This is a genomic window from Acidimicrobiia bacterium (assembly GCA_041676705.1).
Lineage (GTDB): Bacteria > Actinomycetota > Acidimicrobiia > Acidimicrobiales > SKKL01 > Actinomarinicola.
Window position 1 is genome coordinate 39353 of sequence record JBAYRL010000008.1, and the last position, 22671, is coordinate 62023.

Genomic DNA, 22671 nt, shown 5'->3' on the forward strand with positions numbered 1-22671 from the left:
ACGTTATCTCTCTGTTGTGGCGAGCCGAGTACCGTCGAGGTGATGGAGACGCTCGACCTGAACGGTGAATGGCACGCCGCGGTGGCTGATGATGCCACCAGTCGGAACTTCGCCGACCACAACTTTGACGACTCCAGCTGGGCTTTGCTGTGCGTGCCAGGGCATTGGCAATCACAGCGCGAATTCCAAACCTCAAACGGCCCGCTTTTGTACCGCCGACGATTCCAACTCGATTTGGACGAGTTGGAATCTGGCGAAGCTAAACGTTGGTGGCTAGTTTTCGAAGGCATCTTCTACCAAGGCGACGTGTGGCTTAATGGCCATTACGTGGGCAACACCGAAGGCTATTTTTTCCCGCACCGTTTCGACGTAACCGAATTGCTGGCGGAACAAAGCGACCATGTATTGGGCGTTGAAGTTTCGTGTCGACCTCAACGTGACGCTGCTGCCAAACACAATCTCACCGGCTCGCTACAACAGTCACCGTGGATTGACCCATCTTGGAACCCAGGTGGTATTTGGCAGGGGGTGAGGTTAGAGGCCTCGGGCGACTTGCACCTTAGGCACCTACGAGTACGTACGTTGAGTGCTAACGCCGAAGCGGGAGAGCTTGGTATCCGTGCCGTTATAGATTCCGTAGCGCCAGTCTCAGCCTCGTTACGCACCCAGGTTCTGCCTCTCAACACCGACTCGGCCGGCACCGACTCCGCTATCACCTCAACCGCTGACGCCCATACCCACACCGTGGCGCTAGCAGCAGGCGAGAACAGGGTCGAATGGACCGTAACGGTTCCCGAGCCCAAGCTGTGGTGGCCTCACTCGTTAGGGGAACAGCCACTTTATAACGTTGAAGTTTCAGCCTTCATCGAAGCCGACGACCAGCTGCCAGACCAGACGGAGCGCCCGAGTGGCAACCCCACCCAAATGTTGCTTAGTCACCGACGATCGGTCGAGGTTGGGTTTAGAGAAGTTGAATTGAAACGATGGGTCTTGTGGGTCAATGGCCAACGCTTGTTTCTAAAAGGCACGAACCTCGGCCCCACTCGTCAAGATTTGGCCAACGCCACCCCCGAGGCCGTAGCCGCAGACATTCAAACGGCCAAGGATTTAGGGCTCGACTTTGTGCGCGTCAACTCTCACATCGCTCGACCCGAGCTCTACGCCGCGGCCAACCGTGCTGGCATGTTGATCTGGCAAGATCTGCCGCTGCAATGGGGTTACGCCCGCGGGGTGAAAGCACAGGCCCAACGCCAGGCTCGAGAAGCAGTCGACCTCTTAGGTGCCCACCCGGCCGTAGCTCTTTGGTGTGCCCACAGCGAACCTCTAACAATCAGTCCCGACGAAGCAGCAGCCACTAGTCGCCCCCGGCAGTTGGTTAGCCGTGCCCGCCAACGCGTTGTGGGCCAGGTGCTACCTTCTTGGAACAGAAGCATTCTGGACCGTTCAATCCGCCGAACACTGCGAGGCGTAGATGGCACCCGTCCGGTGGTGGCCAGCTCTGGGGCGCTACCTCATCTTCCTCAGCTAGAAGGTGACGATTCACACCTATGGTTTGGTTGGCAATACGGCACCATTGCCGACCTAGCGCGGGCCGCTAAAGCCTGGCCTCGCCTAGTGCGCTTCGTGAGTGAATTTGGGGCCCAAGCCGTTCCATTAAATTCCGGTTTCGCGCATCCTGAAAAATGGCCTGACCTTGACTGGGACCTTCTGGAATCTAAACACGGGCTACGTCGCGACCTGCTTGACTTGATTGCGCCGCCCGACGAATCGCCCAGCTTCGACGCTTGGGCCGAACGGACACAGGCCTATCAGGCCGAGCTAATACGTCGTCAGGTAGAAGCGTTGCGCCGGCTCAAATATCGACCCACTGGTGGTTTCGCTCAATATTTCCTGGCCGATGCCCAACCGGCCATTAGCCTTTCCATATTGGACCATCGCCGCAAACCCAAACTTGGCTATTCGGCCTTGGCAGCCTCCTGTCGCCCGCTCATCGTGACCGCTGATCCCTTCGCCAGTCTAAAACCAGGCGCCGCTGGCAACATTGCTATTCACGTAATAAGTGACCTGCGAGAAGAACGCCAAAACTTAACGGTAACCGCCGAGTTACACGCTGAGGACCAACCCATTGCTTATCACCAGTGGGAAGGCCATATCGAAGCCGACAGCTGTAGTTTCATTGGCCAGATTAACACTCACATTCCAGCCTGTGACCCGGGCCGCCTAACCCTTACTCTCACCCTAAAAGATGAGAACAATCGCCTAATTGCTGACAACTTCTATCGACGATGAGTCAAAACAGTTCGACCGCGCCGGACGGCGCGGGTAGTTTCAAAGTCAGACTTAGCCGCCCAAAACCCTTGGGTCGGCGCTTCCGACTTCCCGCCTGGGAGGAATTGAATAGCGATGGCACAAGTTACGGCGTCCACTGACACAGTGCGCCCGATAAACAAACGAGCGAAACAGCTTCCGTTTCCCCTAAATATCTACCAAAGCGCGGTAGGCAAAAAATGGGTTATGGCGATCACAGGAATTGCCATTCTGGGCTTTGTGTTGGCCCATATGATCGGCAACTTGAAGCTGTATCTAGGCGTCGAGCCCATGAACCATTACGCCGAGTGGTTACGCGACATGCTGACCCCAATCCTGCCGCGAACTGTGGCGCTGTGGCTGATGAGAATTGGGCTAATCGTGGCTTTTGCGCTCCACATTCACTCGGCCTATTCGCTCACCATAATGAACGCCAAGGCTCGCCCCAATGGCTATCAATCGAAGCGCGACTATATTGCCGCCAACTTCGCTAGTCGTACGATGCGGGCTTCAGGCATTATCGTAGGGCTATTCATCCTGTGGCACTTAGCCGATCTGACCTGGGGTTTTGTGAACCCAGACTTCATACGTGGCGATGCATACCACAACGTGGTTGAGAGCTTCAGCTTCTTCCCCGTAGCCGCGCTCTACATCGTGGCCAACCTGGCTCTGGGCTTGCACATCTATCACGGCGCCTGGAGCTTGTTCCAAAGCCTAGGGGCCAATAGTCCAAAACTAAACCCAATGCGACGCCCCTTCGCGGTGGCCTTCGCGGCATTGATAGTGGTGGGAAACCTCTCGTTCCCGATCATGGTTCAAGCCGGAGTTATTAGCGAAAAGAACCGTACTACCCCACTTGTCAACACAGAAACTGCCAATGAAGACGCTGCTACTACTTTGGTGATCAACCTTTCGGAGACTGCCCAATGACCGTCGATGCGAGCCCACGCCTAGACGCCAAAATTCCTGAGGGACCAATCGCAGACAAGTGGACGAACCACAAGTTCAATATGCGTTTGGTCAACCCTGCTAACCGCCGCCGCTACAACATCATTGTAGTCGGCACCGGTCTTGCCGGAGCCGCGGCTGCCGCCACTTTGGGCGAACTCGGCTACAACGTTGATGTCTTTACTTACCATGAATCACCCCGACGGGCGCACTCGATTGCAGCCCAGGGCGGTATCAACTCGGCTAAGAACTACCACGCCGACGGTGATTCGGTACACCGGCTCTTTTATGACACCGTCAAAGGTGGCGACTACCGCTCTCGTGAAGGCAACGTGCATCGCCTAGCCGAGGTAAGCCTCAACATCATCGACCAGGCCGTGGCCCAAGGCGTGCCTTTCGCCCGTGAATACGGTGGCCTCCTCGACAACCGCTCATTTGGTGGCGCCCAGGTTTCTCGAACCTTCTACGCCCGAGGCCAAACCGGTCAGCAGCTTCTCTTGGGTGCCAACTCGGCCCTAATGCGCCAAATCGCGGCGGGCCCAGTTACCTTGCATGCCCGCAAAGAGATGTTGGAAGTGGTGGTGAAAGACGGGGTTGCCGCTGGCATCATCACCCGAGACCTAACCACCGGTGCCATTGAATCGCACACCGCTCATGCCGTGGTCTTGGCAACCGGCGGTTATTCCAACGCCTATTACCTCTCAACCAACGCCATGGCGTGCAATGTAACCGCGGCCTGGCGTGCCCACCGCAAGGGTGCCTTCTTCGCAAATCCCTGTTACACCCAGATTCACCCCACCTGTATTCCAGCCAGCGACGAGTTCCAATCGAAGCTCACGCTAATGTCAGAATCGCTGCGTAACGACGGACGTATTTGGGTACCGGCCGCCGCCGGCGACAACCGCCCGGCAGGCCAGATTCCTGAATCTGAGCGTGACTACTATCTGGAACGCAAATACCCCTCATTCGGTAACTTGGTACCTCGCGACGTTGCCTCACGAAACGCTAAGACCGTTGTTGATGCTGGCCACGGAATTGGCGATCTGCGAAACGGTGTTTACCTCGACTTTTCCGAAGCCATCGGCCGTCTCGGTGAAGACACCATCCGCGAGCGTTACGGCAACCTCTTCGACATGTACGAACGCATTACCGGCGAGAACCCTTACCAGGTACCAATGCGTATCTACCCTGCCACCCACTACACCATGGGTGGATTGTGGGTGGACTACAACTTGATGACCACGGTACCTGGGCTTTACGCCCTGGGTGAGGCCAACTTCTCAGATCACGGCGCCAACCGTCTCGGGGCTTCAGCGTTGATGCAAGGCCTAGCCGATGGTTACTTCGTGTTGCCGGCCACTATTGCCGACTACTTGGCCGAACATCTGGGCACCACCCCGGTGCCAACCAGTGACCCGGTGTTTGTGGAAGCGCACAAAGAGGTGGAAGAGCGCACCAAGCGTTGGCTGTCGCTCAATGGCACCAAGTCAGTCGATCACTACCACCGCGAACTAGGCAAGATCGTATGGGACGACATTGGTATGGAACGCTCCGCGGAAAGTTTGGAGCGTGCCATTCGTGACATTCCAGCCTTACAATCGGAATTCGAAAAAGACGTTCGTGTGCTAGGCAGCAACGAATCGCCGAACCAATCGCTTGAAAAGGTTGGTCGGGTAGCCGATTTCTTCGAATTGGCTCAGCTTATGGCCCGCGACGCCTTACATCGCGAAGAGTCCTGCGGCGGTCACTTCCGAGTTGAGCACCAAACCCCCGAAGGCGAAGCCCAGCGCGATGACGAAAACTTTGCCTATGTAGGAGCCTGGGAATGGCAAGGCCAAGACCAAGCTCAAACCCTTCATAAAGAGCCGCTCACGTTTGAAACCGTGGCACTCACCCAGAGGAGCTACAAGTAATGTCGAACCTCAACTTAACGTTAAAAGTTTGGCGTCAAGAAGGCCCGAACGCCGAAGGCCGCTTCGAAACCTACGACACCCCCGACATCAACCCCAACATGTCGTTTCTCGAGATGCTCGACATTGTTAACGAGCGGTTGATCGACAAAGGTGAAGTTCCGATCGAATTTGACCATGACTGTCGTGAAGGCATTTGTGGCTCTTGTGGTGTGATGATCGACGGCCAAGCCCACGGACCTCAAAAAGGTACCGCCACCTGCCAGCTGCACATGCGCCACTACAACGACGGTGACACCATTGTGGTCGAGCCTTGGCGAGCAGCTGCCTTCCCGGTGCTGCGCGACCTGATGGTTGACCGCAGCGCCATGGACAAGATCATGCAAGCCGGGGGCTTCATTTCGGTGAGCACCGGTAGTGCCCCCGACGCCAACTTGATGCCCATACCCAAAGATGCGGCCGATGCTGCCATGGACGCCGCAGCTTGTATTCAGTGCGGTGCCTGCATCGCTGCATGTCCGAATGGGGCAGGCCAGCTCTTCACCGCTGCCAAGATTCAACACTTAAACCTGTTGCCCCAAGGCCAGGCGGAACGTTGGAGCCGTACCGAACACATGGTGGAAACCATGGAAGACTATTTCGGTTCCTGCACCAACCATGGTGAATGTGAAGCTGCTTGTCCGAAAGAAATTTCGATCGACTTCATTGCTTACATGAACCGTGATTACATCAAAGCGAAGTACCACAACGCCAAGTTGGGTGGCCAGTAAACCATCTGGTTATCAACGCTTAAAGCTTAAAAATGATTGGGGCACCGCCCAAATGCGGTGCCCCAATCATTTTTGCCGGATTGTTATCAAGCTATTGCCTTTTCCGCTCTAGGCGTTTAGCGCTTCAGCCTGGGTTGTGCCATCGGCTTCAGCGGCTGCGGCGGATTTCTTACCTACCGCCTTTAGGAAGAAGTAGCCAATAACACCAGCAATGGTGGAGGCCACTAAAATACCCACTTTGGATTCATCCACATGTGAGGGATCATCGAAGGCCAGCTCGGTGATAAAGAGCGCCACGGTGAAACCGACGCCACCAATCATGGCCACACCAACCACCTGCGACCAACTGGCTCCGGCTGGCTTAGCCCCAAAGCCAAGCTTCACCGCAACAAAAGAAAACAGCGAGATACCGACTGTTTTACCCACCACAAGGCCAAAGAGAATACCTAGGGTTACCGGTTGTGAGAATGCTCCGGTGAACTCGTCCCAGCTAAGCCTTACCCCAGCGTTGGCCAACGCGAAAACTGGTATAACCAAGAACGTAGTCCAAGGCGACAAGCGGTATTCCAGCCGATCCAACGGTGGCACACTTTCAGAGGCCAAGGTGCGCATACGGTGAGCTGAATGCGGGTCCAGCTCGTACACAAAGTCTAGTTCTGCGGAACGTGCTTCTATCTCATCAACGAGGTTTCGGGCGTGTCCATCAAAGTCGCTTCGCTTAAAGAACGCCTGCGTGGGGGTTAACAAACCAAACGCCACACCAGCCAAGGTGGCGTGCACCCCAGATTGATACACCGCGAGCCAACAGAACCCCGCCAAGATGGCGTAGGGCACTAGTGAACGTATCCCAACCCTTTGGGCCAACAACCCCAGCATCAAGGTACCAATAGCGGCCGCTAGCCAACCGAAAGAAAGACCGGTGGTGTAGAACACGGCAATTACAACAATGGCGCCGAGGTCATCGGCGATGGCCAATGTCAGCAAGAACACGACTAGCGACGACGGAACGCGGTTGCCAAGCAGCGACAGCACACCCACCGCGAAAGCGATGTCGGTGGCCATTGGTACCCCCCAACCGTGGGCACCTTCACCCCCAATGTTAAATGCGGTATACACCAGCGCCGGAACAATCATTCCACCGGCTGCGGCAAACACGGGTAGAGCCGCGGCTCGCCGATCCTTGAGGGCTCCTTTAACCAGTTCTTTCTTAATTTCCATGGCTACCACGAAAAAGAAGAACGCCATGGCGAAGTCGTTGATCCAATCCTGCAGGGTCAGATCAATATGTAGAACATCGGCCACATGCACCGACCATATGGATGTCCACAAGTCGACGTAGGAGTCGCCGAGCGGTGAGTTAGCCCAAATTAGGGCCAATATTGCCATGACCAGCATGGACACTCCGCCGGCAATATCGCTTTGTGTGAAGTTCAGAAATGGGCGAATAATTACCCGTGGAACGAAGCGATCAGTCAAGCTCCAGGGCAGCGGAGACCCAGATAAATGTGGCTCTAACTCAGTTTCTTGCACTTCGGTAGTTTGCAACGATTAACGGGCTTAGGCCAAAACAGCGCCCATTCCGCTGTGACCAGCTTCACCACCTGAGGCTTCAAATGTCGCCGGTTCGCCCTGATTCAACCGGGTTTGAGCCGGGACCGTCTTCGCTGCCGAGGGCCCATCCAAACCCCTTAAGCATGGTACGCAGCAGCGGCCGAACGATCAGGGGGTCGACCGCAGGAGGGCTTGGCACCCCCATCATTTCCGTTGCCCAATACGGCAAAAGCCCTACCGCACCTGCTGTTACCGCCCGATACGGAACCCTAACTTTCCAAGGCATTGAAGGTGGCCACAATAAGAACAGCAATGCCTCTTTAGCTTGGGGGCCACAGACAAGCTCACCACGTACCTCATGTAACCAATCATCGATTTCGGCCACGGTAGTAGGAACGGTTTCACTGCCAAGTTCTAGGGCGACCACCGACATTTCGGCGACATAACGGTCCGCCTCGCTAGCGCTAAGTGACCGAGCTCCATAACGCTGGTAAGCACGCAAAAAGCTATCCACCTCAGCCACATGAACCCATGCCAACAAGTGCGGATCGTTTGCAGAATATCTCCGCCCATCGGGTGCCGTACCAAAGACAAAATTGTGGACATGGCGTACATGCTCGATGGCGGCTAAGGCTTCGGCGGTTGGCGCATAAGTAGTGGTGCCAATGAAAGCCCCCGTACGGTGCAACCGGCCCCACGGGTCTTGGCGGTAATCGGAATGGTCGGCCACCCCAGCCATCGCCAAGGGATGCAGAGTTTGAAATAACAAGGCACGTAATCCGCCCACAAACATTGCGGGATCACGATGAACTTGCCAAGCTACCGAGTCAGGGCCGAACAAACCAGGGTCGGTTTCATCGGCCATGGGGACCGGCGGAGATTGCTCGCCAACGCCCATAACCCTCTTGCGGATACCGCGACCCAAGTCATCTCGAAGACCGCCAAGCGATCTGGTGAAGGCAATAGCCATGTTTCAAGTTTAGAACCATGAACCCCAAGCTGGTCGCCGCTTGCCGAGCTAGGCGGAACCGTGCTTCACACTCGTTTTGACGCCCCGCAACGGGCGAGGTTGGCGGGCTCGGTGTCGAGAACGGTTTCACGCTGCGGCAATGGCAGGTTAAGCAATCCAACGGGAGCGGTTCTAGTATCGCTTAGGTGATTGCGTTTTTGAGTGACGAATGGCTGGCCGAAATGGCGCGGCTGGTGGCCGAAGCTTCATCTTTGCGCGACGCCACGCAACAGCTAGACAGCCCCGAAGACTTCGCCGTAGCTCAACACATAACCGATGTACCCCCAACCGATGTACCCTCAACCGACGGATCCTCCGCGGACACCAGCCACAATGTCGATTACTACATTAAGTTCGGCCTAGGGCCAGCAAGCGTTCACCCCGAATCTGTGGATGAGAATCTGCCACATGTTTCCTTCACACAGTCATACGCCACTGCGGTCGCCATCGCTACCGGCGAACTAAGCGCCCAAAGCGCTTTTATGGCCGGGCAGCTAAGGGTTGGGGGGCGTGTTGACTTATTAACCGCCAACGTTTCCATCATGGAGAACTTGGACGACGTTCTAGGTGAGCTAAGGGCTAAAACGCGGTGGTAGCGGGCACTTAGGCCCGCCGCCAGTTAGATTAAGCCCAGCTCGGCTACAGTGTCACGCTCTTCAACCAGCTCAGCTACCGTGGCATCAATACGCACCTGTGAATAATCGTTGATGTTTAGATCCTGCACGATCGAATATTCGCCGTTGGCACAAGTAACCGGGAACGACGAAATAATGCCTTCAGCCACGCCATAAGAACCGTCGGATGGAATCGCCATCGAAACCCAATCATCCGTAGGGGTGCCAAGCGCCCAGTCTCGCATGTGGCTAATGGCGGCATTAGCAGCTGAAGCTGCGCTTGACAGACCACGGGCTTCAATGATGGCCGCACCTCGTTGCTGAACGGTTGGAATGAAAGTGTCGCTTAACCACACCTCATCATTGATCAGCTCGGCAGCGTTTTGACCCTTTACCTGGGCATGAAAGACGTCGGGGTATTGGGTTGCCGAGTGGTTACCCCAAATGGTCATTTTGGTTATGTCATTAACGGTGGTGCCAGTCTTAGCTGCCAGTTGTGCCAAGGCTCGGTTATGGTCGAGACGAGTCATCGCGGTGAACCGGCCTTGGTCGATGTTGGGCGCATTGTTCATGGCGATAAGAGCGTTGGTGTTGGCAGGGTTTCCCACCACCAAAACCTTGATGTCGCTGGCCGCATTGTCAGAAAGAGCCTTGCCTTGCACCGTGAAAATGGCACCGTTGGCGTCAAGCAGGTCTTTGCGTTCCATACCTTTGGAACGAGGGCGGGAACCTACCAAGAGCGCATAGTTAGCATCACCAAAAGCCACGTCGGCATCGTCGGTTTGCACAATGCCGCTAAGGAGCGGGAACGCACAATCTTCAAGCTCCATGGCCACGCCCTTTAGTGCATCCAAAGCGGGCGTAATTTCCAGCAGCTGCAAAATAACCGGCTGGTCTTCGCCCAGCATCTGCCCACTAGCGATTCGAAATAGCAGGCTGTAACCAATCTGACCAGCAGCACCGGTAACAGCTACACGAACGGGACTTTTCATAGCTAAAAGCTCCTAAGACTCGACGAGCACTCAAAAAATGTAACGCTTGCTTGGTTCTATCTCACTACTACCAGGCGGCAGTAGCATAATTATTTTCTAGTTTCTACCACGCTAGGTGGCGCGCTCGACACCAACTCACGCGCTCCGCGCCGCCCGACGAGTATTGCCGATCCAACTTTCATACAGCCCAGCGTAAATACCACCGGCCGCTACCAATTCGTCGTGCGAACCGTGTTCAATCAGGTCGCCGTGGTCGAACACCAGCACCAAATCGGCGGCCTCGGCAGTAGAAAGTCGGTGCGCGATGCTGACCGTAGTTCGGCCTTGCGCCAAAGTTATAAGCGCCGTGGCAAGAGCACGTTCGGTTTCAGGGTCCACTGAAGATGTGGCCTCATCCAAAATCAACAGGCCGGGGTTAGCAAGCTGAGCACGAGCCAAAGCCACTAATTGGCGTTCACCGACTGAAAGTGAGTCGCCTCGTTCACCAGCTTCAGTATTGAGACCATGGGGCAAACTTTCGACCCACCACCCCAAGCCCAGATGTTCAAAAGCTTCATCGATCTCGGCGTTGGTGGCGTCGGGTCGGCCGAAACGTACGTTTTCGCGAATATTGGTGTCGAACAAGAAGCCGTCTTGGGGCACCATGCGAACACGTCGCAATCGTTCTTCGGCATCCACTTCGGCCAGCGGAACCCCACCAACTCGAATTTCACCGACACTGGGTTCGGCAAAGCGTGCCAATAATTTGGCGAAGGTTGATTTACCCGAACCAGTTTCGCCCACAATCGCCACATTGGTACCAGCCGGGATTGCAATGGTGATGCCATTCAGCACGCGGCCACCGGTGCGGTAGGCAAATTCAACCGAATCAACCTCAACCGCAAGAGGTCCCAACGGCAGCATTTGGCCATCTTCAGGTTCGGCAATGACAATCGGCGTATCGAGCACGTCCAGTACTTTTCGCCAGCCAGCTAACGCCGTTTGGGTCTGATCCAAAATTTCACCCAACTCTGAAATCGGGTTCAACACCATGTTCACCAAGAACAGTGCTGCCACCAACGTTCCGGCTTCCAAACCCCACGACTGGGCATTCCAGGCACCCACGCCAACTACTACCGACAGGGCAAAGGCACCGAAAAGGTCGCCTAAGGGGAAGATAAGCGCAAAGAACTTTGCCGCTTGCATGCGAGCCCGATAGGTGTTGTCGATCGATTTGTGCACCCTCTGTCGGGTACGGCTTTGGCTGCCATAAGCCCGTACAACAGCGGCACCCATGATCGATTCCGAAATTAATGTCAACATTTCCGAAACTCGTGTTCGCAGCAGGTCATAGGCGCTTAGCTGACGGCGCTGCAGATACATCATGATCGGAACCATTGGCACAAAAACAGCGATCACCAGCAAGCACAACTGCCACGAGTAGGTGAAAAGCACCACCAATGTACCTAAGAGAATGGTGGAGTTAATGATCCAGGAAATGGCCCCCCACTGAGCGAAACGGGCAATGGTTTCAATGTCGCTGGTAACCCGAGCCACCAAAATGCCTCGTTTGGTTTCTTCATGATCGGCCAGTGACAAAGCATGAATGTGGGCAAAAGTTCGGACTCTAAGCTCACGCAGGGTTGATTCCGCGGTGTACAAAAGCCGCAGGTAGGTAGCCCGGCTTGCCCACCAAACAAACACGATCACAGCCACTGCTACGAGTGAAGCGGTCAGCACGAAACCACCGTCATAACCGTTTGGCCCGTTGATTCCTTTGTCGATGATCTGCTGCACCAGCACTGGGATCACCAGCTGACCAACAGCCGCGGTAATAGCCATACCAATCGTGATCCAGGCACCCGATTTTAACTCGGGGCTGGCCTTTAACCCTCGACGCAGAATGGCAATGGCGCCGTCGGGGCCAAGGTCACGAGCGTCAGAGTCGATCTCAGGTGTGTCGTCTTCATTCACTGGTATCACTGGTGGGGTCACCACATGTTCTTCGGTCGGGTCGCTGTCGCTTGTGTGGAAGCTCATTCGATCACCTCCTCTTCATAAGCCCGTACCAGTCGTTCGTAACGCGGATTGCCTAGCAGCTCTTCGTGGGTGCCTGCGGCCACCACACGACCTGCATCCAGATAGACCACTTTGTCAGCCAATTCGATGGTTGAAATTCGGTTAGCCACAATGATGGTGGTGCTGCCCAAGGATTGACGCAGCCCCTGGAGGATTCTGGCTTCAATAACAGGGTCAACCGCCGAGGTGGCGTCATCAAGCACTAGCAGGCCAGGTTGACGCACCAGAGCACGAGCCAAAGCCACTCTTTGGCGTTGACCACCGGAGAGACTTACACCACGCTCACCCATTTCGGTTTCATAACCTGCGGGCAAATTCGCAATGAACTCGCTGGCTTGCGCCACTTGGGCGGCCTGGTCTAACGCAACTTGGCTCACCTCTGCTGATACCAAAATGTTTTCGCGAACAGTTTCAGCGAAGAGGAACGACTCTTGGAACACGATGGCGGTTTCGGCTCGCAACTCGTCGACGTCGACCTCATTAATAGGAACATTGTTGATACGCACCTCACCAACGGCCGGATCAATCAGACCAACCAAGAGTTGGCACAAGGTGCTTTTCCCTGCTCCGGTAGTGCCTACTAATGCCACTACTTCACCGGCCTGAGCGCTGAAGCTGATGCCTTTCAAGACATCACCAGCCGAGGTGCCATAAGCGTAAGAAACATTCGAGACCGAAATGCTAAGTGGCACCACCGCAGCCCGCGCTTTGCGACTGTTTCCGTTGGCAACGCCATTGACCAAAGCTTCGGCGTCGGCCCACGCCGGGCTGGTTTTCTCTTGGGCACTGCTGGCGCCCGAGTGGTTTGAGTTGGCTTGAATATTGGTGTTGAGATCACCAATGGTGGCGTGTAGGCGGCCTTGGTTGTGGCGCGGCAACGGTTCTGGTTGCAGCTCTAACACACCACGAACCCGTTCAAAAGCCACTACCGACCTTGGTAGTTCTTCTAAGAAATAGCCCGCCACCCACATCGGTGCTACCAACACGCCGAACAGCGCAATCGAGGTCACGATGTCACCAGTAGTGATGGCACCTTCCGAAAGCCGCCACGATCCAACTAGCAACAAAATCACCATGCCCAGCGATGGAATAGCTTTCAGCGTGGATTCGAAAAGCGCTCGTAGGCGACCAACCTGGATGCGCGCCTCGCGCAAACGGTCCGAGGCTTCTGCCATACGTGCGATCTCGGCTTTTTCGCGGCCGAGTGCTTTCACGATCAGCGCTCCATCGAAGCTTTCATGAGCCACGTTTGAAACTTCGCCAATACGTTGCTGCACCAGCGCCGATGGGGCTTCCACCCGGGCGGTATAAAGCCTGTTCATCACGGCAAGCGTTGGGAAAATAGCCAAGCCCACCAGCATCATAACCGGGTCGATGAGGGCCAGTGCCACCATTGAAAACAGCACAATTGATACCACCCCGGTGGTTAGAGGCAGGGGAATTATGGCCTCGGCGGCTGCTTCCACGTCGGCATCGGCATGCGCCAAGAGTTCACCAGTGGGCGTGTTCAGGTGGTATTCAAGTGGAACGTCGAGATAGGTGTCGGTGATGTTATTGCGCATGGTGGCCTGTACCTTGTGCGAAGCCATCGCACCAAAATATCGACGCAGTACCACACCAACGGCCCGAACCAGGGTTAAACCAATAATCGCCCCGACACCAGAAAATATGACGCCACGCTTAACGCCACCTTCATCAAAGGCCGGCATGATGACGTTGTCGGTAGCCCAACCCAGCACCCAAGTTCCAGCTACCAAAGCCAGAGAAAAAATGGTTGCCCCAATCACCGCCACGATAAAGGGCACGGGGTGAAAACTGATTTGGTACTTCAGTGTTTGCAGCCCACGCCGGAACAAACCCTGCGGCGCGGAGTTAGCGGTCATTCACAGATTCTCTTTCTACACAAGAAAACAAAGGCACCTGGGGGCCAACTTGCGGGCCAGCCTCCCAAGTGCCTGAGTTCTATGCCGAGCTACTTAGAGCTGCATTGCTTTAGTCTCTAGGAACTCTTCGAAGCCGAAGGTGCCAAGTTCGCGTCCGTTTCCAGACTTACGATAACCGCCAAAAGGCGCAACAGCGTTAAAACCACCGCCGTTAATTTCCACCTGACCAGTGCGCATGCGACGAGCTACGGCCTTAGCGCGCTCGGCGTCACCCGACCAAACAGCACCAGAGAGGCCGTAGTCAGAATCGTTGGCAATGCGCACCGCGTCGTCTTCATCTTCGTAACCGATAATAGAAAGAACCGGGCCAAAGATCTCTTCTTGAGCAATGGTCATGTCGTTGCTCACGTTGGCAAAAACGGTGGGCTGCACAAAGAAACCCTTTTCGAAACCTTCGGGCTGCTCAACTCCGCCAGCCACCAAGGTGGCACCTTCGTCGATGCCTTTGCGGATGTAGTCACGAACTCGTTCTTGCTGGGCCTTCGAAACTAGCGGACCCAACATGGCAGCTTCCGAGTCGCCAGTGCCGAGCGGGAAACCAGGTAGTGCAGCCGTAACAATTTCTACGACTTCGTCCATGCGATCTTTGGGTACCAGCATGCGGGTTTGGGCAGAACAGGTTTGACCCGAGTTCAAATAGCAAGCAAATACGCCCTTTGGTACCGCGGTCGCGAAATCGGCGTCGTCGAGAATAATGTTGGCCGACTTACCGCCCAACTCAAGCGCCACACGCTTCACGGTCTCTGCAGCCACCTGCTGCACCCGGGTACCGGCCCTGGTCGAACCGGTGAATGAGACCATATCGATATCGGGATGGGCAGCAATAGCTTCACCAACGACTGGCCCGGTGCCTGAAACCAGGTTGAAAACGCCGGCTGGCAAGCCAATATCTTCCACAATCTGAGCGAGCATAAAAGCATTCAGCGGTGCCACTTCACTGGGCTTTAGTACCACCGTGCAACCAGCGGCCAGAGCCGGGGCCACCTTGGCCATGATTTGGTGCAACGGGTAGTTCCATGGGGTGATACAACCCACCACTCCAATTGGTTCGCGCACGATTAGTGAGTTGCCGACTTCTTGTTCCCACTCGAAATTCTTGGCGGTTTCAAGGACGGAAGCGGTGGTGCCCATGGGCAGACCGACTTGAATCATTTTCGAGAAGTTGATGGGCATACCCACTTCACCCGACACCACACCCGCGATGTCATCCATGCGAGCACCAAGTTCTTCCGAGAGGCGCTGCACATACTTGAGGCGCTCGTCGAGGGGCTGCGCCGCCCACGATTCGAAAGCAGCTTTGGCGGCTTTGGCAGCTCGATCGACATCGGCAGCGGTGCCTTCGGGGATGGACCCCATAACTTCTTCAGTATTGGCGTTAATTACTTCGATGACCCCGGTGCCCTCCGAGGGCACCCATGATCCATCGATAAAAATTTTGTTGTATTCGTGCAAGACAGTTGCCCCTTGGCTGTGACGGATGTCAATGAATCTCTACGGTAGCGCTTTTTGGTCAAAAGGCACATCTCTTATACGGCGTATGAAGAGTGTGCCGATAGGCCCTTCTTTGGCGTCAGCTATCCCACTTGTCTCTTACTTGTCCTATTGTTGTGCTGTATAGGTTGTGGAGTTCCACGGCCATTTAGATGTTGGCTCATCCATAAATCACCGATAACTCATCGTTTAATCACCCACAGCGAGGTACAAGATGGCGAAAATTAAGGTTGTTAATCCGGTCGTAGAGCTCGATGGCGACGAGATGACTCGAATCATTTGGCAAATGATTCGCGAGCGATTCATTCTCCCCTATCTCGACATCGATCTTAAGTATTTCGACCTGGGTGTTGAAGAGCGCGACCGCACCGACGACCAGATCACTATCGATTCTGCCAACGCCATTAAGCAATATGGTGTGGGCGTTAAATGCGCCACCATTACCCCCGACGAAGCCCGTGTGGAAGAGTTCGGGTTGAAGCAGATGTGGAAGTCGCCGAACGGAACCATCCGAAACATCCTGGGCGGAGTGGTCTTTCGTGAGCCGATCATCATCTCAAACATTCCCCGCTACGTGCCCGGCTGGACCAAACCCATTGTGATCGGCCGTCACGCCTTCGGTGACCAATACCGCGCCACCGACTTTAAGGTTCCAGGCGCTGGAACCTTAACCATGACTTTCACCCCGGCCGATGGCTCGGCACCCATTGAACACGAAGTTTTCCAGTTCCCCGAAGCTGGCGTGGCCATGGGTATGTACAACCTCGACGCCTCAATTAGAGACTTCGCCCGGGCCTCATTCCGTTACGGATTGAACCGCAATTACCCGGTTTATATGTCGACTAAGAACACCATCTTGAAGGCCTACGATGGTCGTTTCAAAGACCTCTTCCAGGAAGTGTTCGAAGCCGAGTTCGCCGATGAGTTTAAAGCTGCCGGGCTGACCTATGAGCACCGCCTAATCGACGACATGGTGGCGGCTTCCATGAAATGGGAAGGCGGGTATGTGTGGGCCTGCAAGAACTACGATGGCGATGTTCAAAGCGACACCGTGGCCCAAGGCTTTGGTTCTCTAGGGCTTATGACCTCAGTACTAATTACCCCCGATGGCCAAACAGTGGAAGCCGAAGCGGCCCACGGCACGGTCACTCGCCACTACCGCGAGCACCAAAAGGGTAACCCCACCTCAACCAACCCCATCGCCTCTATTTTCGCATGGACCCAAGGTTTGGCCCATCGCGGCAAGCTCGACAACACCCCCGAGGTCACCGAGTTCGCCAAGACTTTGGAGCGAGTAATTATTGAGACCGTGGAAGCGGGCAAGATGACCAAAGACTTGGCCTTGCTGGTGGGTGATGACCAAGAGTGGCTCACCACGGAAGCCTTTATGGACGCCATCGACAACGCTTTGCAAGCTGCAATGGCTTAACGCCGGGGCCTAAGAGGGCAAATGCTGGCCGCTGCCGTCGATGATGGCAGCGGCTTTGCTATTTCTTAGCTAAGTCCGAGCTGTCTTTTGGCTTAGGTGTTGGGTACGTACCGGAGATTGGCCCTGTTCCACGGGCACTAAGCCGAGGTCAGGTCTGGGCTTTGGGTCCTAAGCCAAGGTTGGCGGCAATCGCCAAGGTGGCTTCGGGTCGATTCAAGGTGTAAAAGTGCAAGCCAGGAACGTCTTCGGCGATCAGTGCTTCGCACATCTCTGAAGCAATCTCCACGCCTTCCGCCTTAATTGAGGCCGGGTCATCGGCATACTTCTCTAGCCGCGCCACCATTTCTTTAGGCATAGCGGCACCTGACAATTCGGCGAATCGTTTGATCTGGTTGAAATTGGTGACTGGCATAATGCCTGCTGCCACTGGCCGTTCACAGCCGAGCGCCGCCAGAGCGTCACGCATATCTAGGTAGTCTTCCACTCGGAAGAAAAACTGGGTGACGCCGAAATGGGCGGCGTTCAGTTTGTCCGCCAAATGGATGCGATCACTTTGCAGATTGGGCGAACGGGGGTGGCCCTCAGGATGGGCGGCTACCCCAATGGAATATTCACCGTGTTCATGAAGTAGCTCTACCAGTTCACTGGCGTGGGTGAACTCACGTGGCGGAACGGTGCCGTCAGTCGGCTCGTCACCCGACAGGGCCAAGATATTGCGAATACCGGCATCGTCGTATTCCCCGATCAGCGAAACGATTTCGGCTCTGGTGTGGGGAACGCATGTTAGATGAGCCATAGAGAGAATCTGATGGTTCTTCTCAAGGCCAATCACCATGTCGCGGGTTAGGTCGCGGGTCGAGCCCCCAGCACCATATGTAACCGACACAAACGAGGGTTGCAGCGGTTTCAGCGCATCGATCGTTTTCTTGAATTGCGCGCTGGCTTCAGCAGTCTTTGGCGGAAAGAACTCAAAGGAGATGGTGCGCCCAGCGGCTAGGAGTTCGTGGATGAGTGCCATGCCACAAGGCTAGATGGTCGGCGCACGGTTACGACTATTGGCTTCGAACGCCTACCTCAAGACTGCTTGAAGTTGACGTACCACCAACGGAACTTGAACGTTGGCCGTGAGGTTCGGACTTAGCGCTATTTCGCCACCGCCGTTGAGGCGATAGGAAGGGGCGATGCTGACCGTTGCCGAAACTTCGAAAGTACCATCGGGGCTCTCTTTACTAGTCGATCGACGTTCAAAGTTGTGTTGCACCGGAGATTCACTTGGGTAGGCCAAACCTAGGTCGCCACGCCAAGGGGTGGTGCCGTCACCAAAGTCCCACTCCACGTCAATTAGCTGCAATGACACGTCTACGGTGGCTCCGAAGGGTGCCGATACTGACGTGAAGATCGGTGCACCGTTCCAACCGTCAACCCAGAACCAACTGGGAATACCCGTAATGCTGTAACCCGCTGGGTTGACCTCGATATTCAAGGTAGGAGCTAGCACTTCGCGGACGTAGCGATCGGCTTCAGCCCAGGCGATTGAATCATAGTCAACAAGGTCTTGGGGCGAGACCCAAAATGCATCAACGGTGGCTGTGCCGCACAGCAACCAGTAGGGAATAGCATCGGGTGACGTGGGCTCTCCGATGGCGTCTAGGGCTTCGAACCAGGTGGGAATCTCGACCAAGGTGAACTCGCACTCGGAGTAGGTCGGGTTCGAAGATGCCCCCGGCGTTCCCACCGGACGAAGGACGCCGTTCGAATCAAGAATTATCTCGACTCGGACGGTCGTACCGTTTGAAGAAACGTTCGATTCTTCCTGATTATTGCTAAAGTCTGCACTCGCGATCTCAGGGGAAGTCGCAATGGCAAGCAAGATGACTATTAAGGAAGTTGTTCGACGTAAAAATCGTAAACGACCCACTGATCTCCTCGCTTATACAACCAATACACCCAAGGGACATCAACGTTTTCTTCAATGTCTAGAATGGTTGAGTCACTCGCACGTAACGTCACAAATTTGCTTCGCTGGAGATCTGCAACAACGGCTTCATCCATCTCGACCAGAAGAATCTCGTGCCTGTGTGATACATCAATCCGATATCTCTCGCCTCGATCAACAAGCTCTGCAAGCTCACTAAGCCGAGTCGAAAGGCCGCCGTCGACCAGAACTAAGGGCAGATAACGGTCATCCCCACGCGCAAAGGCATCCAAGACAACATCCCAATAGAACAAGTATGCGGCTTCGACTTGTTCTTCGGGCGTTAGAGCCGGATCAGCATAGAGAGGCTCGAAGTGCTGCTCGGGCATTGTGGATGGAGTAGCAACGCTAGTCGACGTAGTGCTCTCGCTCACCGTTGGCGTTGACGACGTTGAAGTCTCGGTATCAACACTGGCACGTGGCGGGGTCGCGCTCTTGCTTCCACCACCGCACCCACTGACAGCCAACGCCAAAGCAGCCGCTAACCAAATCCATCGCTTAGCAAAGGCCGCCATTTTCATACCGAGACCTTAAACCACCGCCGGGAACGTTTCAAGGGCTGTAAAACTACATGAAATACTAGTTGGCGCGCTCTTCGGCTGCCGCCACACAATTAGCTAACAACATGGCCCTGGTCATCGGCCCCACCCCACCCAGGCGCGGTGAGAGCCAGCCAGCCACTTCGGCTACCTCATCAGCTACATCCGAGAGCAGCTTCTTCCCCGAAAACGAAACCCCGGCAGCGACCACCGCAGCGCCGGGCTTCACCATTTCAGGGGTAATCAGACCCGGAAACCCAGCCGCCGCCACTAGCACGTCAGCTTGGCGGGTGTACTCGCTAATGTCGGCCACTCCTGTATGCACTACGGTCACCGCAGCATTCAAGCCCGGCTCTTTCAAGGTGAGTAGTGCCGCCAAAGGACGACCAATAGTTAAACCACGGCCCACCACCACCACATGCTTGCCCGCTAAATCAATATTGTAAGCCGCCAAAAGTTCTACAATGCCCACCGGTGTACATGGGCGCGGACCCTTGGTGCCCATAACCAACTTTCCAAGATTTACTGGATGCAGCCCGTCAACATCCTTGGCTGGTTCCATCTTCAAAATAGCGGCTTCAAAATCAAGCCCAGCCGGGAACGGATACTGCATTAGGTAGGCATCAACCTCGGGGTTGTGGTTGAATTCGGCCACCGCGGACTCGACTTCGGCCTGGGAAGCAGTGGCGGGAAGATGGGTGTGGAATGAAGCGATACCCACCGCCTCACAATCACGGTGTTTCATGGCTACATAATTGGCACTCGGACCGTCATCGCCAACCAAAATGGTACCCAAACCCGGGGTCACACCCTTGGCCTTAAGTTCGGCCACACGCTCAACCAGCTCGGAACGAATTCGCGTTGCGACGGCTTCCCCATCAAGTATTTCTGCAGTCATAAACCTAGTCTCGCTTCATATTTTTGTGGGCTATCCAATCATCCGCTGCTTGGCGATGATTTCGCTACTTAGCGATCATTCCGCTGCAAAGCAATCGTTTGGCTGCCCGACAATCGCCTCGCCGAAAACCAGTAACTAGTGAAGAAATTGGCGCTCGCCAGTAAAGACCATGGCCAAACCAAGCTCATTCGCTCGGGCGATCACATCATCGTCATGCATGGCGCCACCGGGTTGAATGACCACGGCCGAGCCAGCAGCTGAAGGGGCGTCCATTCCATCGGGGAATGGATAAAAAGCATCACTAGCACAAGCGCCACCAGCGGCGCGTCCGGCGGCTTTCGACACCGCCAGCTCACCCGACTCGACCCGGTTTTGTTGACCGGCACCTATTCCCCACGCCACGCCGTCTTTCACCAGCACAATGGCATTCGAAGTGACATGACCCACCAAGCGCCAAGCCAACTCTGCATCAGCCCACTGCGAATCATTGGGTTCCGCCGTCGTTACCACCTCCCACGCTGAACGGGGACTCGCAAAATGAGCCGCATCTTGTACCAACCATCCACCCGAAATTTGCCGTAATGCCAAAGCATTTTTGGTGGGGGCTGGGGCGCTCAGCAAGCGGGTGTTCTTACGCTTCTTGACCAAAGCCTCGATAACACCTTCCTCATAACCCGGCGCAATAACAACATCAGCTTGAGCGGCCGCCACCATGGCTTCCACGGTTTGTTGGTCAACCACCCGATTTAACGCCACAATGCCACCAAAGGCCGAGCGTGGGTCGCAATCGAAGGCTTTGGCATAAGCATCAGCCAGAGTGTCAGAAACAGCCACGCCACAAGGGTTGGCGTGTTTGATGATGGCCACCGTCGGTCGGGCGGAAAGGTCATGTACCAGTTCCCAAGCGGCGGCCGCATCGTAGAGGTTCAGGTAGGAAAGTGGCAGCCCACCGTGTTGCACAACCTCATCCCACCAGCTGGTTTCACCAATGTTGCGATAACGAGCACCAACCTGGTGAGGGTTTTCTCCGTATCGAAGCGAAGCAACCTTCTCTAACGCCAAATGCAGGGTCGAGGGCAAAGAAGGCGGATCGCCGGCATCGGCACTAAGTTCACTTTGGTCTTCATCGAACCAGCTCACAATGGCCGCGTCGTAGGCGGCAGTGTGAGCAAAAGCGTCGCGAGCCAAGCGGCGACGAGTGGCCGAAGACAAGGCCCCCGAGTCGCGCAATTCGGCCAGTACAATGCCATAATCCTGTGGGTTTACAACCACGCCCACATGGGCGTGGTTCTTGGCAGCCGCACGCACCATAGCAGGCCCGCCAATATCGATTAAGGCGATGGAAGGGTCAGAGCGAAACGGGTAAAGGTTTGAAACCAACAACCCAAAAGGCGCTATGTCATTCGCTTCCAAGTCGGCCACATGGGTGGGCTCATCCAGGTCGGCCAACAGCCCACCGTGAATTTTCGGGTGCAAGGTTTTCACCCGGTCGGAAAGCATCTCGGGGAAACCGGTAACATCTTCCACCGTAGTTACCACAATGCCAGCGTCATCAAGTGCCATGGCGGTACCACCACTCGATACGATCTCCCACCCAAGCTGCACCAAGCCACGGGCTAGATCAACCACCCCGGTCTTGTCATAAACAGAGATAAGCGCCCTTTTTGCCGTCATTCAACGGTTCCTTCCATAAAGCGACGAATAGTGGCGGGATAAAGCCGCCGTTCAACTTCTTTGATTCGTTCGTGGAGTGATTCTTCGGTGTCGTCGGGCGTCACGATGACCGCCTCTTGGGCCAGAATCGGCCCTTCGTCCATTTCAGCTGTAGCAATATGAACTGTACAACCGGTGACCTTCACACCTCGGGCCAAAGCCTCTCGCACGGCGTGCCAACCCTTAAAGGCAGGCAAAAGCGCTGGATGAGTGTTCAGCAACCGGCCCGGGAAAGCCGCCGCCGCGCCGGGAATTACAGTGCCGAAACCGGCCATCACCACTAGCTCAATGTCAGCTTCTCGAAGTTTGGCCACCACCTCTTCGGTGTAGGCGTGACGGTCGAAAGTAGGACCAAAATCTACCCTTTCCACCAACGCTACGGGCACTGAAGCTCGTTCAGCGACCTCGATAGCACGGCATGGACGGTCAACTACCACCAGTTCAACAGGTATATCGTCGGCCAAAATCGCTTCAAGCAGAGTTCCACTACCTGAAGCCAACACTCCAATTCGCACGTTATGTGA

General features: G+C 55.4%; 19 protein-coding genes. 7 read left to right on the forward strand and 12 right to left on the reverse strand.

The genetic code is table 11. From position 1 onward, the window contains the following. Window positions 1–42 precede the first annotated feature (42 nt). The 4 genes from WC184_11065 to WC184_11080 all read left to right on the forward strand — a co-directional run bounded on the left by WC184_11065 (window position 43) and on the right by WC184_11080 (window position 5935). Window positions 43–2289 (forward strand): sugar-binding domain-containing protein, encoded by a 2247-nt coding sequence (locus tag WC184_11065; GenBank protein ID MFA7478412.1) that lies wholly within the window; start codon window positions 43–45, stop codon window positions 2287–2289. A 114-nt stretch (window positions 2290–2403) separates the two neighbouring features. Then, window positions 2404–3237, forward strand: coding sequence for a succinate dehydrogenase cytochrome b subunit (locus WC184_11070; GenBank protein ID MFA7478413.1), 834 nt, complete (start codon window positions 2404–2406; stop codon window positions 3235–3237). Beyond that, window positions 3234–5168: a fumarate reductase/succinate dehydrogenase flavoprotein subunit gene (locus WC184_11075; protein MFA7478414.1), complete on the forward strand. Its 1935-nt coding sequence runs from the start codon at window positions 3234–3236 to the stop codon at window positions 5166–5168. Before WC184_11070 ends, WC184_11075 begins: the two co-directional genes overlap by 4 nt. Further along, window positions 5168–5935, forward strand: a complete 768-nt coding sequence (locus WC184_11080) for a succinate dehydrogenase/fumarate reductase iron-sulfur subunit (protein MFA7478415.1) — start codon at window positions 5168–5170, stop codon at window positions 5933–5935. Before WC184_11075 ends, WC184_11080 begins: the two co-directional genes overlap by 1 nt. A 108-nt stretch (window positions 5936–6043) precedes the next feature. Here WC184_11080 and nhaA read toward each other — a convergent pair whose 3' ends face one another. Both nhaA and WC184_11090 read right to left on the reverse strand, forming a co-directional pair. Beyond that, window positions 6044–7465, reverse strand: coding sequence for a Na+/H+ antiporter NhaA (nhaA, locus tag WC184_11085; protein ID MFA7478416.1), 1422 nt, complete (start codon window positions 7463–7465; stop codon window positions 6044–6046). 79 nt (window positions 7466–7544) lie between these two features. After that, window positions 7545–8456: an oxygenase MpaB family protein gene (locus tag WC184_11090; GenBank protein ID MFA7478417.1), complete on the reverse strand. Its 912-nt coding sequence runs from the start codon at window positions 8454–8456 to the stop codon at window positions 7545–7547. A 185-nt stretch (window positions 8457–8641) separates the two neighbouring features. Between WC184_11090 and WC184_11095 the strand changes: the two genes are divergently transcribed. Continuing rightward, window positions 8642–9091, forward strand: a complete 450-nt coding sequence (locus WC184_11095) for an SCP2 sterol-binding domain-containing protein (protein ID MFA7478418.1) — start codon at window positions 8642–8644, stop codon at window positions 9089–9091. Between the two features lie 23 nt (window positions 9092–9114). On the opposite strand, the gene WC184_11100 is transcribed toward WC184_11095, so the two are convergent. The 4 genes from WC184_11100 to WC184_11115 all read right to left on the reverse strand — a co-directional run bounded on the left by WC184_11100 (window position 9115) and on the right by WC184_11115 (window position 15554). After that, window positions 9115–10101: a malate dehydrogenase gene (locus WC184_11100; GenBank protein ID MFA7478419.1), complete on the reverse strand. Its 987-nt coding sequence runs from the start codon at window positions 10099–10101 to the stop codon at window positions 9115–9117. Window positions 10102–10236: 135 nt separating this feature from the next. Beyond that, on the reverse strand, window positions 10237–12120 hold the full coding sequence (locus WC184_11105; GenBank protein MFA7478420.1) for an ABC transporter ATP-binding protein: 1884 nt from the start codon (window positions 12118–12120) through the stop codon (window positions 10237–10239). Then, window positions 12117–14042, reverse strand: coding sequence for an ABC transporter ATP-binding protein (locus WC184_11110; protein MFA7478421.1), 1926 nt, complete (start codon window positions 14040–14042; stop codon window positions 12117–12119). Before WC184_11110 ends, WC184_11105 begins: the two co-directional genes overlap by 4 nt. A gap of 93 nt (window positions 14043–14135) precedes the next feature. Continuing rightward, on the reverse strand, window positions 14136–15554 hold the full coding sequence (locus WC184_11115; GenBank protein ID MFA7478422.1) for an aldehyde dehydrogenase family protein: 1419 nt from the start codon (window positions 15552–15554) through the stop codon (window positions 14136–14138). Between the two features lie 253 nt (window positions 15555–15807). Between WC184_11115 and WC184_11120 the strand changes: the two genes are divergently transcribed. Beyond that, window positions 15808–17022, forward strand: a complete 1215-nt coding sequence (locus WC184_11120) for an NADP-dependent isocitrate dehydrogenase (GenBank protein ID MFA7478423.1) — start codon at window positions 15808–15810, stop codon at window positions 17020–17022. A 148-nt stretch (window positions 17023–17170) separates the two neighbouring features. Here the strand turns inward: WC184_11120 and WC184_11125 are convergent, their stop codons facing one another. From WC184_11125 to WC184_11135, 3 genes are read right to left on the reverse strand one after another with little or no spacing between them, the layout of a single operon-like run. After that, window positions 17171–18040 (reverse strand): methylenetetrahydrofolate reductase, encoded by an 870-nt coding sequence (locus tag WC184_11125; GenBank protein MFA7478424.1) that lies wholly within the window; start codon window positions 18038–18040, stop codon window positions 17171–17173. Between the two features lie 51 nt (window positions 18041–18091). Next, on the reverse strand, window positions 18092–18940 hold the full coding sequence (locus tag WC184_11130; protein ID MFA7478425.1) for a hypothetical protein: 849 nt from the start codon (window positions 18938–18940) through the stop codon (window positions 18092–18094). Beyond that, on the reverse strand, window positions 18901–19326 hold the full coding sequence (locus WC184_11135) for a hypothetical protein (protein ID MFA7478426.1): 426 nt from the start codon (window positions 19324–19326) through the stop codon (window positions 18901–18903). Before WC184_11135 ends, WC184_11130 begins: the two co-directional genes overlap by 40 nt. A gap of 1 nt (window position 19327) precedes the next feature. Between WC184_11135 and WC184_11140 the strand changes: the two genes are divergently transcribed. After that, window positions 19328–19531: a hypothetical protein gene (locus tag WC184_11140; protein MFA7478427.1), complete on the forward strand. Its 204-nt coding sequence runs from the start codon at window positions 19328–19330 to the stop codon at window positions 19529–19531. Window positions 19532–19576: 45 nt separating this feature from the next. Here WC184_11140 and WC184_11145 read toward each other — a convergent pair whose 3' ends face one another. The 3 genes from WC184_11145 to purN all read right to left on the reverse strand — a co-directional run bounded on the left by WC184_11145 (window position 19577) and on the right by purN (window position 22662). Continuing rightward, window positions 19577–20434 carry a tetrahydrofolate dehydrogenase/cyclohydrolase catalytic domain-containing protein gene (locus tag WC184_11145; GenBank protein ID MFA7478428.1) on the reverse strand — a complete coding sequence of 286 codons (858 nt, stop codon included), beginning with the start codon at window positions 20432–20434 and terminating at the stop codon, window positions 19577–19579. Between the two features lie 135 nt (window positions 20435–20569). Continuing rightward, window positions 20570–22108: a bifunctional phosphoribosylaminoimidazolecarboxamide formyltransferase/IMP cyclohydrolase gene (purH, locus tag WC184_11150; protein ID MFA7478429.1), complete on the reverse strand. Its 1539-nt coding sequence runs from the start codon at window positions 22106–22108 to the stop codon at window positions 20570–20572. Further along, complete coding sequence (gene purN / locus WC184_11155; GenBank protein ID MFA7478430.1) at window positions 22105–22662, reverse strand: phosphoribosylglycinamide formyltransferase; 558 nt, start codon at window positions 22660–22662, stop codon at window positions 22105–22107. The genes purH and purN overlap by 4 nt, the downstream gene beginning before the upstream one ends. Between the last annotated feature and the right edge of the window lie 9 nt (window positions 22663–22671).

Bases quoted from the DNA above. Each gene is read 5' to 3' on its own strand.
- WC184_11065 (MFA7478412.1), top strand. From the start codon at position 43: ATGGAGACGCTCGACCTGAACGGTGAATGGCACGCCGCGGTGGCTGAT.
- WC184_11070 (MFA7478413.1), top strand. From the start codon at position 2,404: ATGGCACAAGTTACGGCGTCCACTGACACAGTGCGCCCGATAAACAAA.
- WC184_11075 (MFA7478414.1), top strand. From the start codon at position 3,234: ATGACCGTCGATGCGAGCCCACGCCTAGACGCCAAAATTCCTGAGGGA.
- WC184_11080 (MFA7478415.1), top strand. From the start codon at position 5,168: ATGTCGAACCTCAACTTAACGTTAAAAGTTTGGCGTCAAGAAGGCCCG.
- WC184_11090 (MFA7478417.1), bottom strand. From the start codon at position 8,456: ATGGCTATTGCCTTCACCAGATCGCTTGGCGGTCTTCGAGATGACTTG.
- WC184_11100 (MFA7478419.1), bottom strand. From the start codon at position 10,101: ATGAAAAGTCCCGTTCGTGTAGCTGTTACCGGTGCTGCTGGTCAGATT.
- WC184_11105 (MFA7478420.1), bottom strand. From the start codon at position 12,120: ATGAGCTTCCACACAAGCGACAGCGACCCGACCGAAGAACATGTGGTG.
- WC184_11110 (MFA7478421.1), bottom strand. From the start codon at position 14,042: ATGACCGCTAACTCCGCGCCGCAGGGTTTGTTCCGGCGTGGGCTGCAA.
- WC184_11120 (MFA7478423.1), top strand. From the start codon at position 15,808: ATGGCGAAAATTAAGGTTGTTAATCCGGTCGTAGAGCTCGATGGCGAC.
- WC184_11125 (MFA7478424.1), bottom strand. From the start codon at position 18,040: ATGGCACTCATCCACGAACTCCTAGCCGCTGGGCGCACCATCTCCTTT.
- WC184_11135 (MFA7478426.1), bottom strand. From the start codon at position 19,326: ATGCCCGAGCAGCACTTCGAGCCTCTCTATGCTGATCCGGCTCTAACG.
- WC184_11145 (MFA7478428.1), bottom strand. From the start codon at position 20,434: ATGACTGCAGAAATACTTGATGGGGAAGCCGTCGCAACGCGAATTCGT.
- purH (MFA7478429.1), bottom strand. From the start codon at position 22,108: ATGACGGCAAAAAGGGCGCTTATCTCTGTTTATGACAAGACCGGGGTG.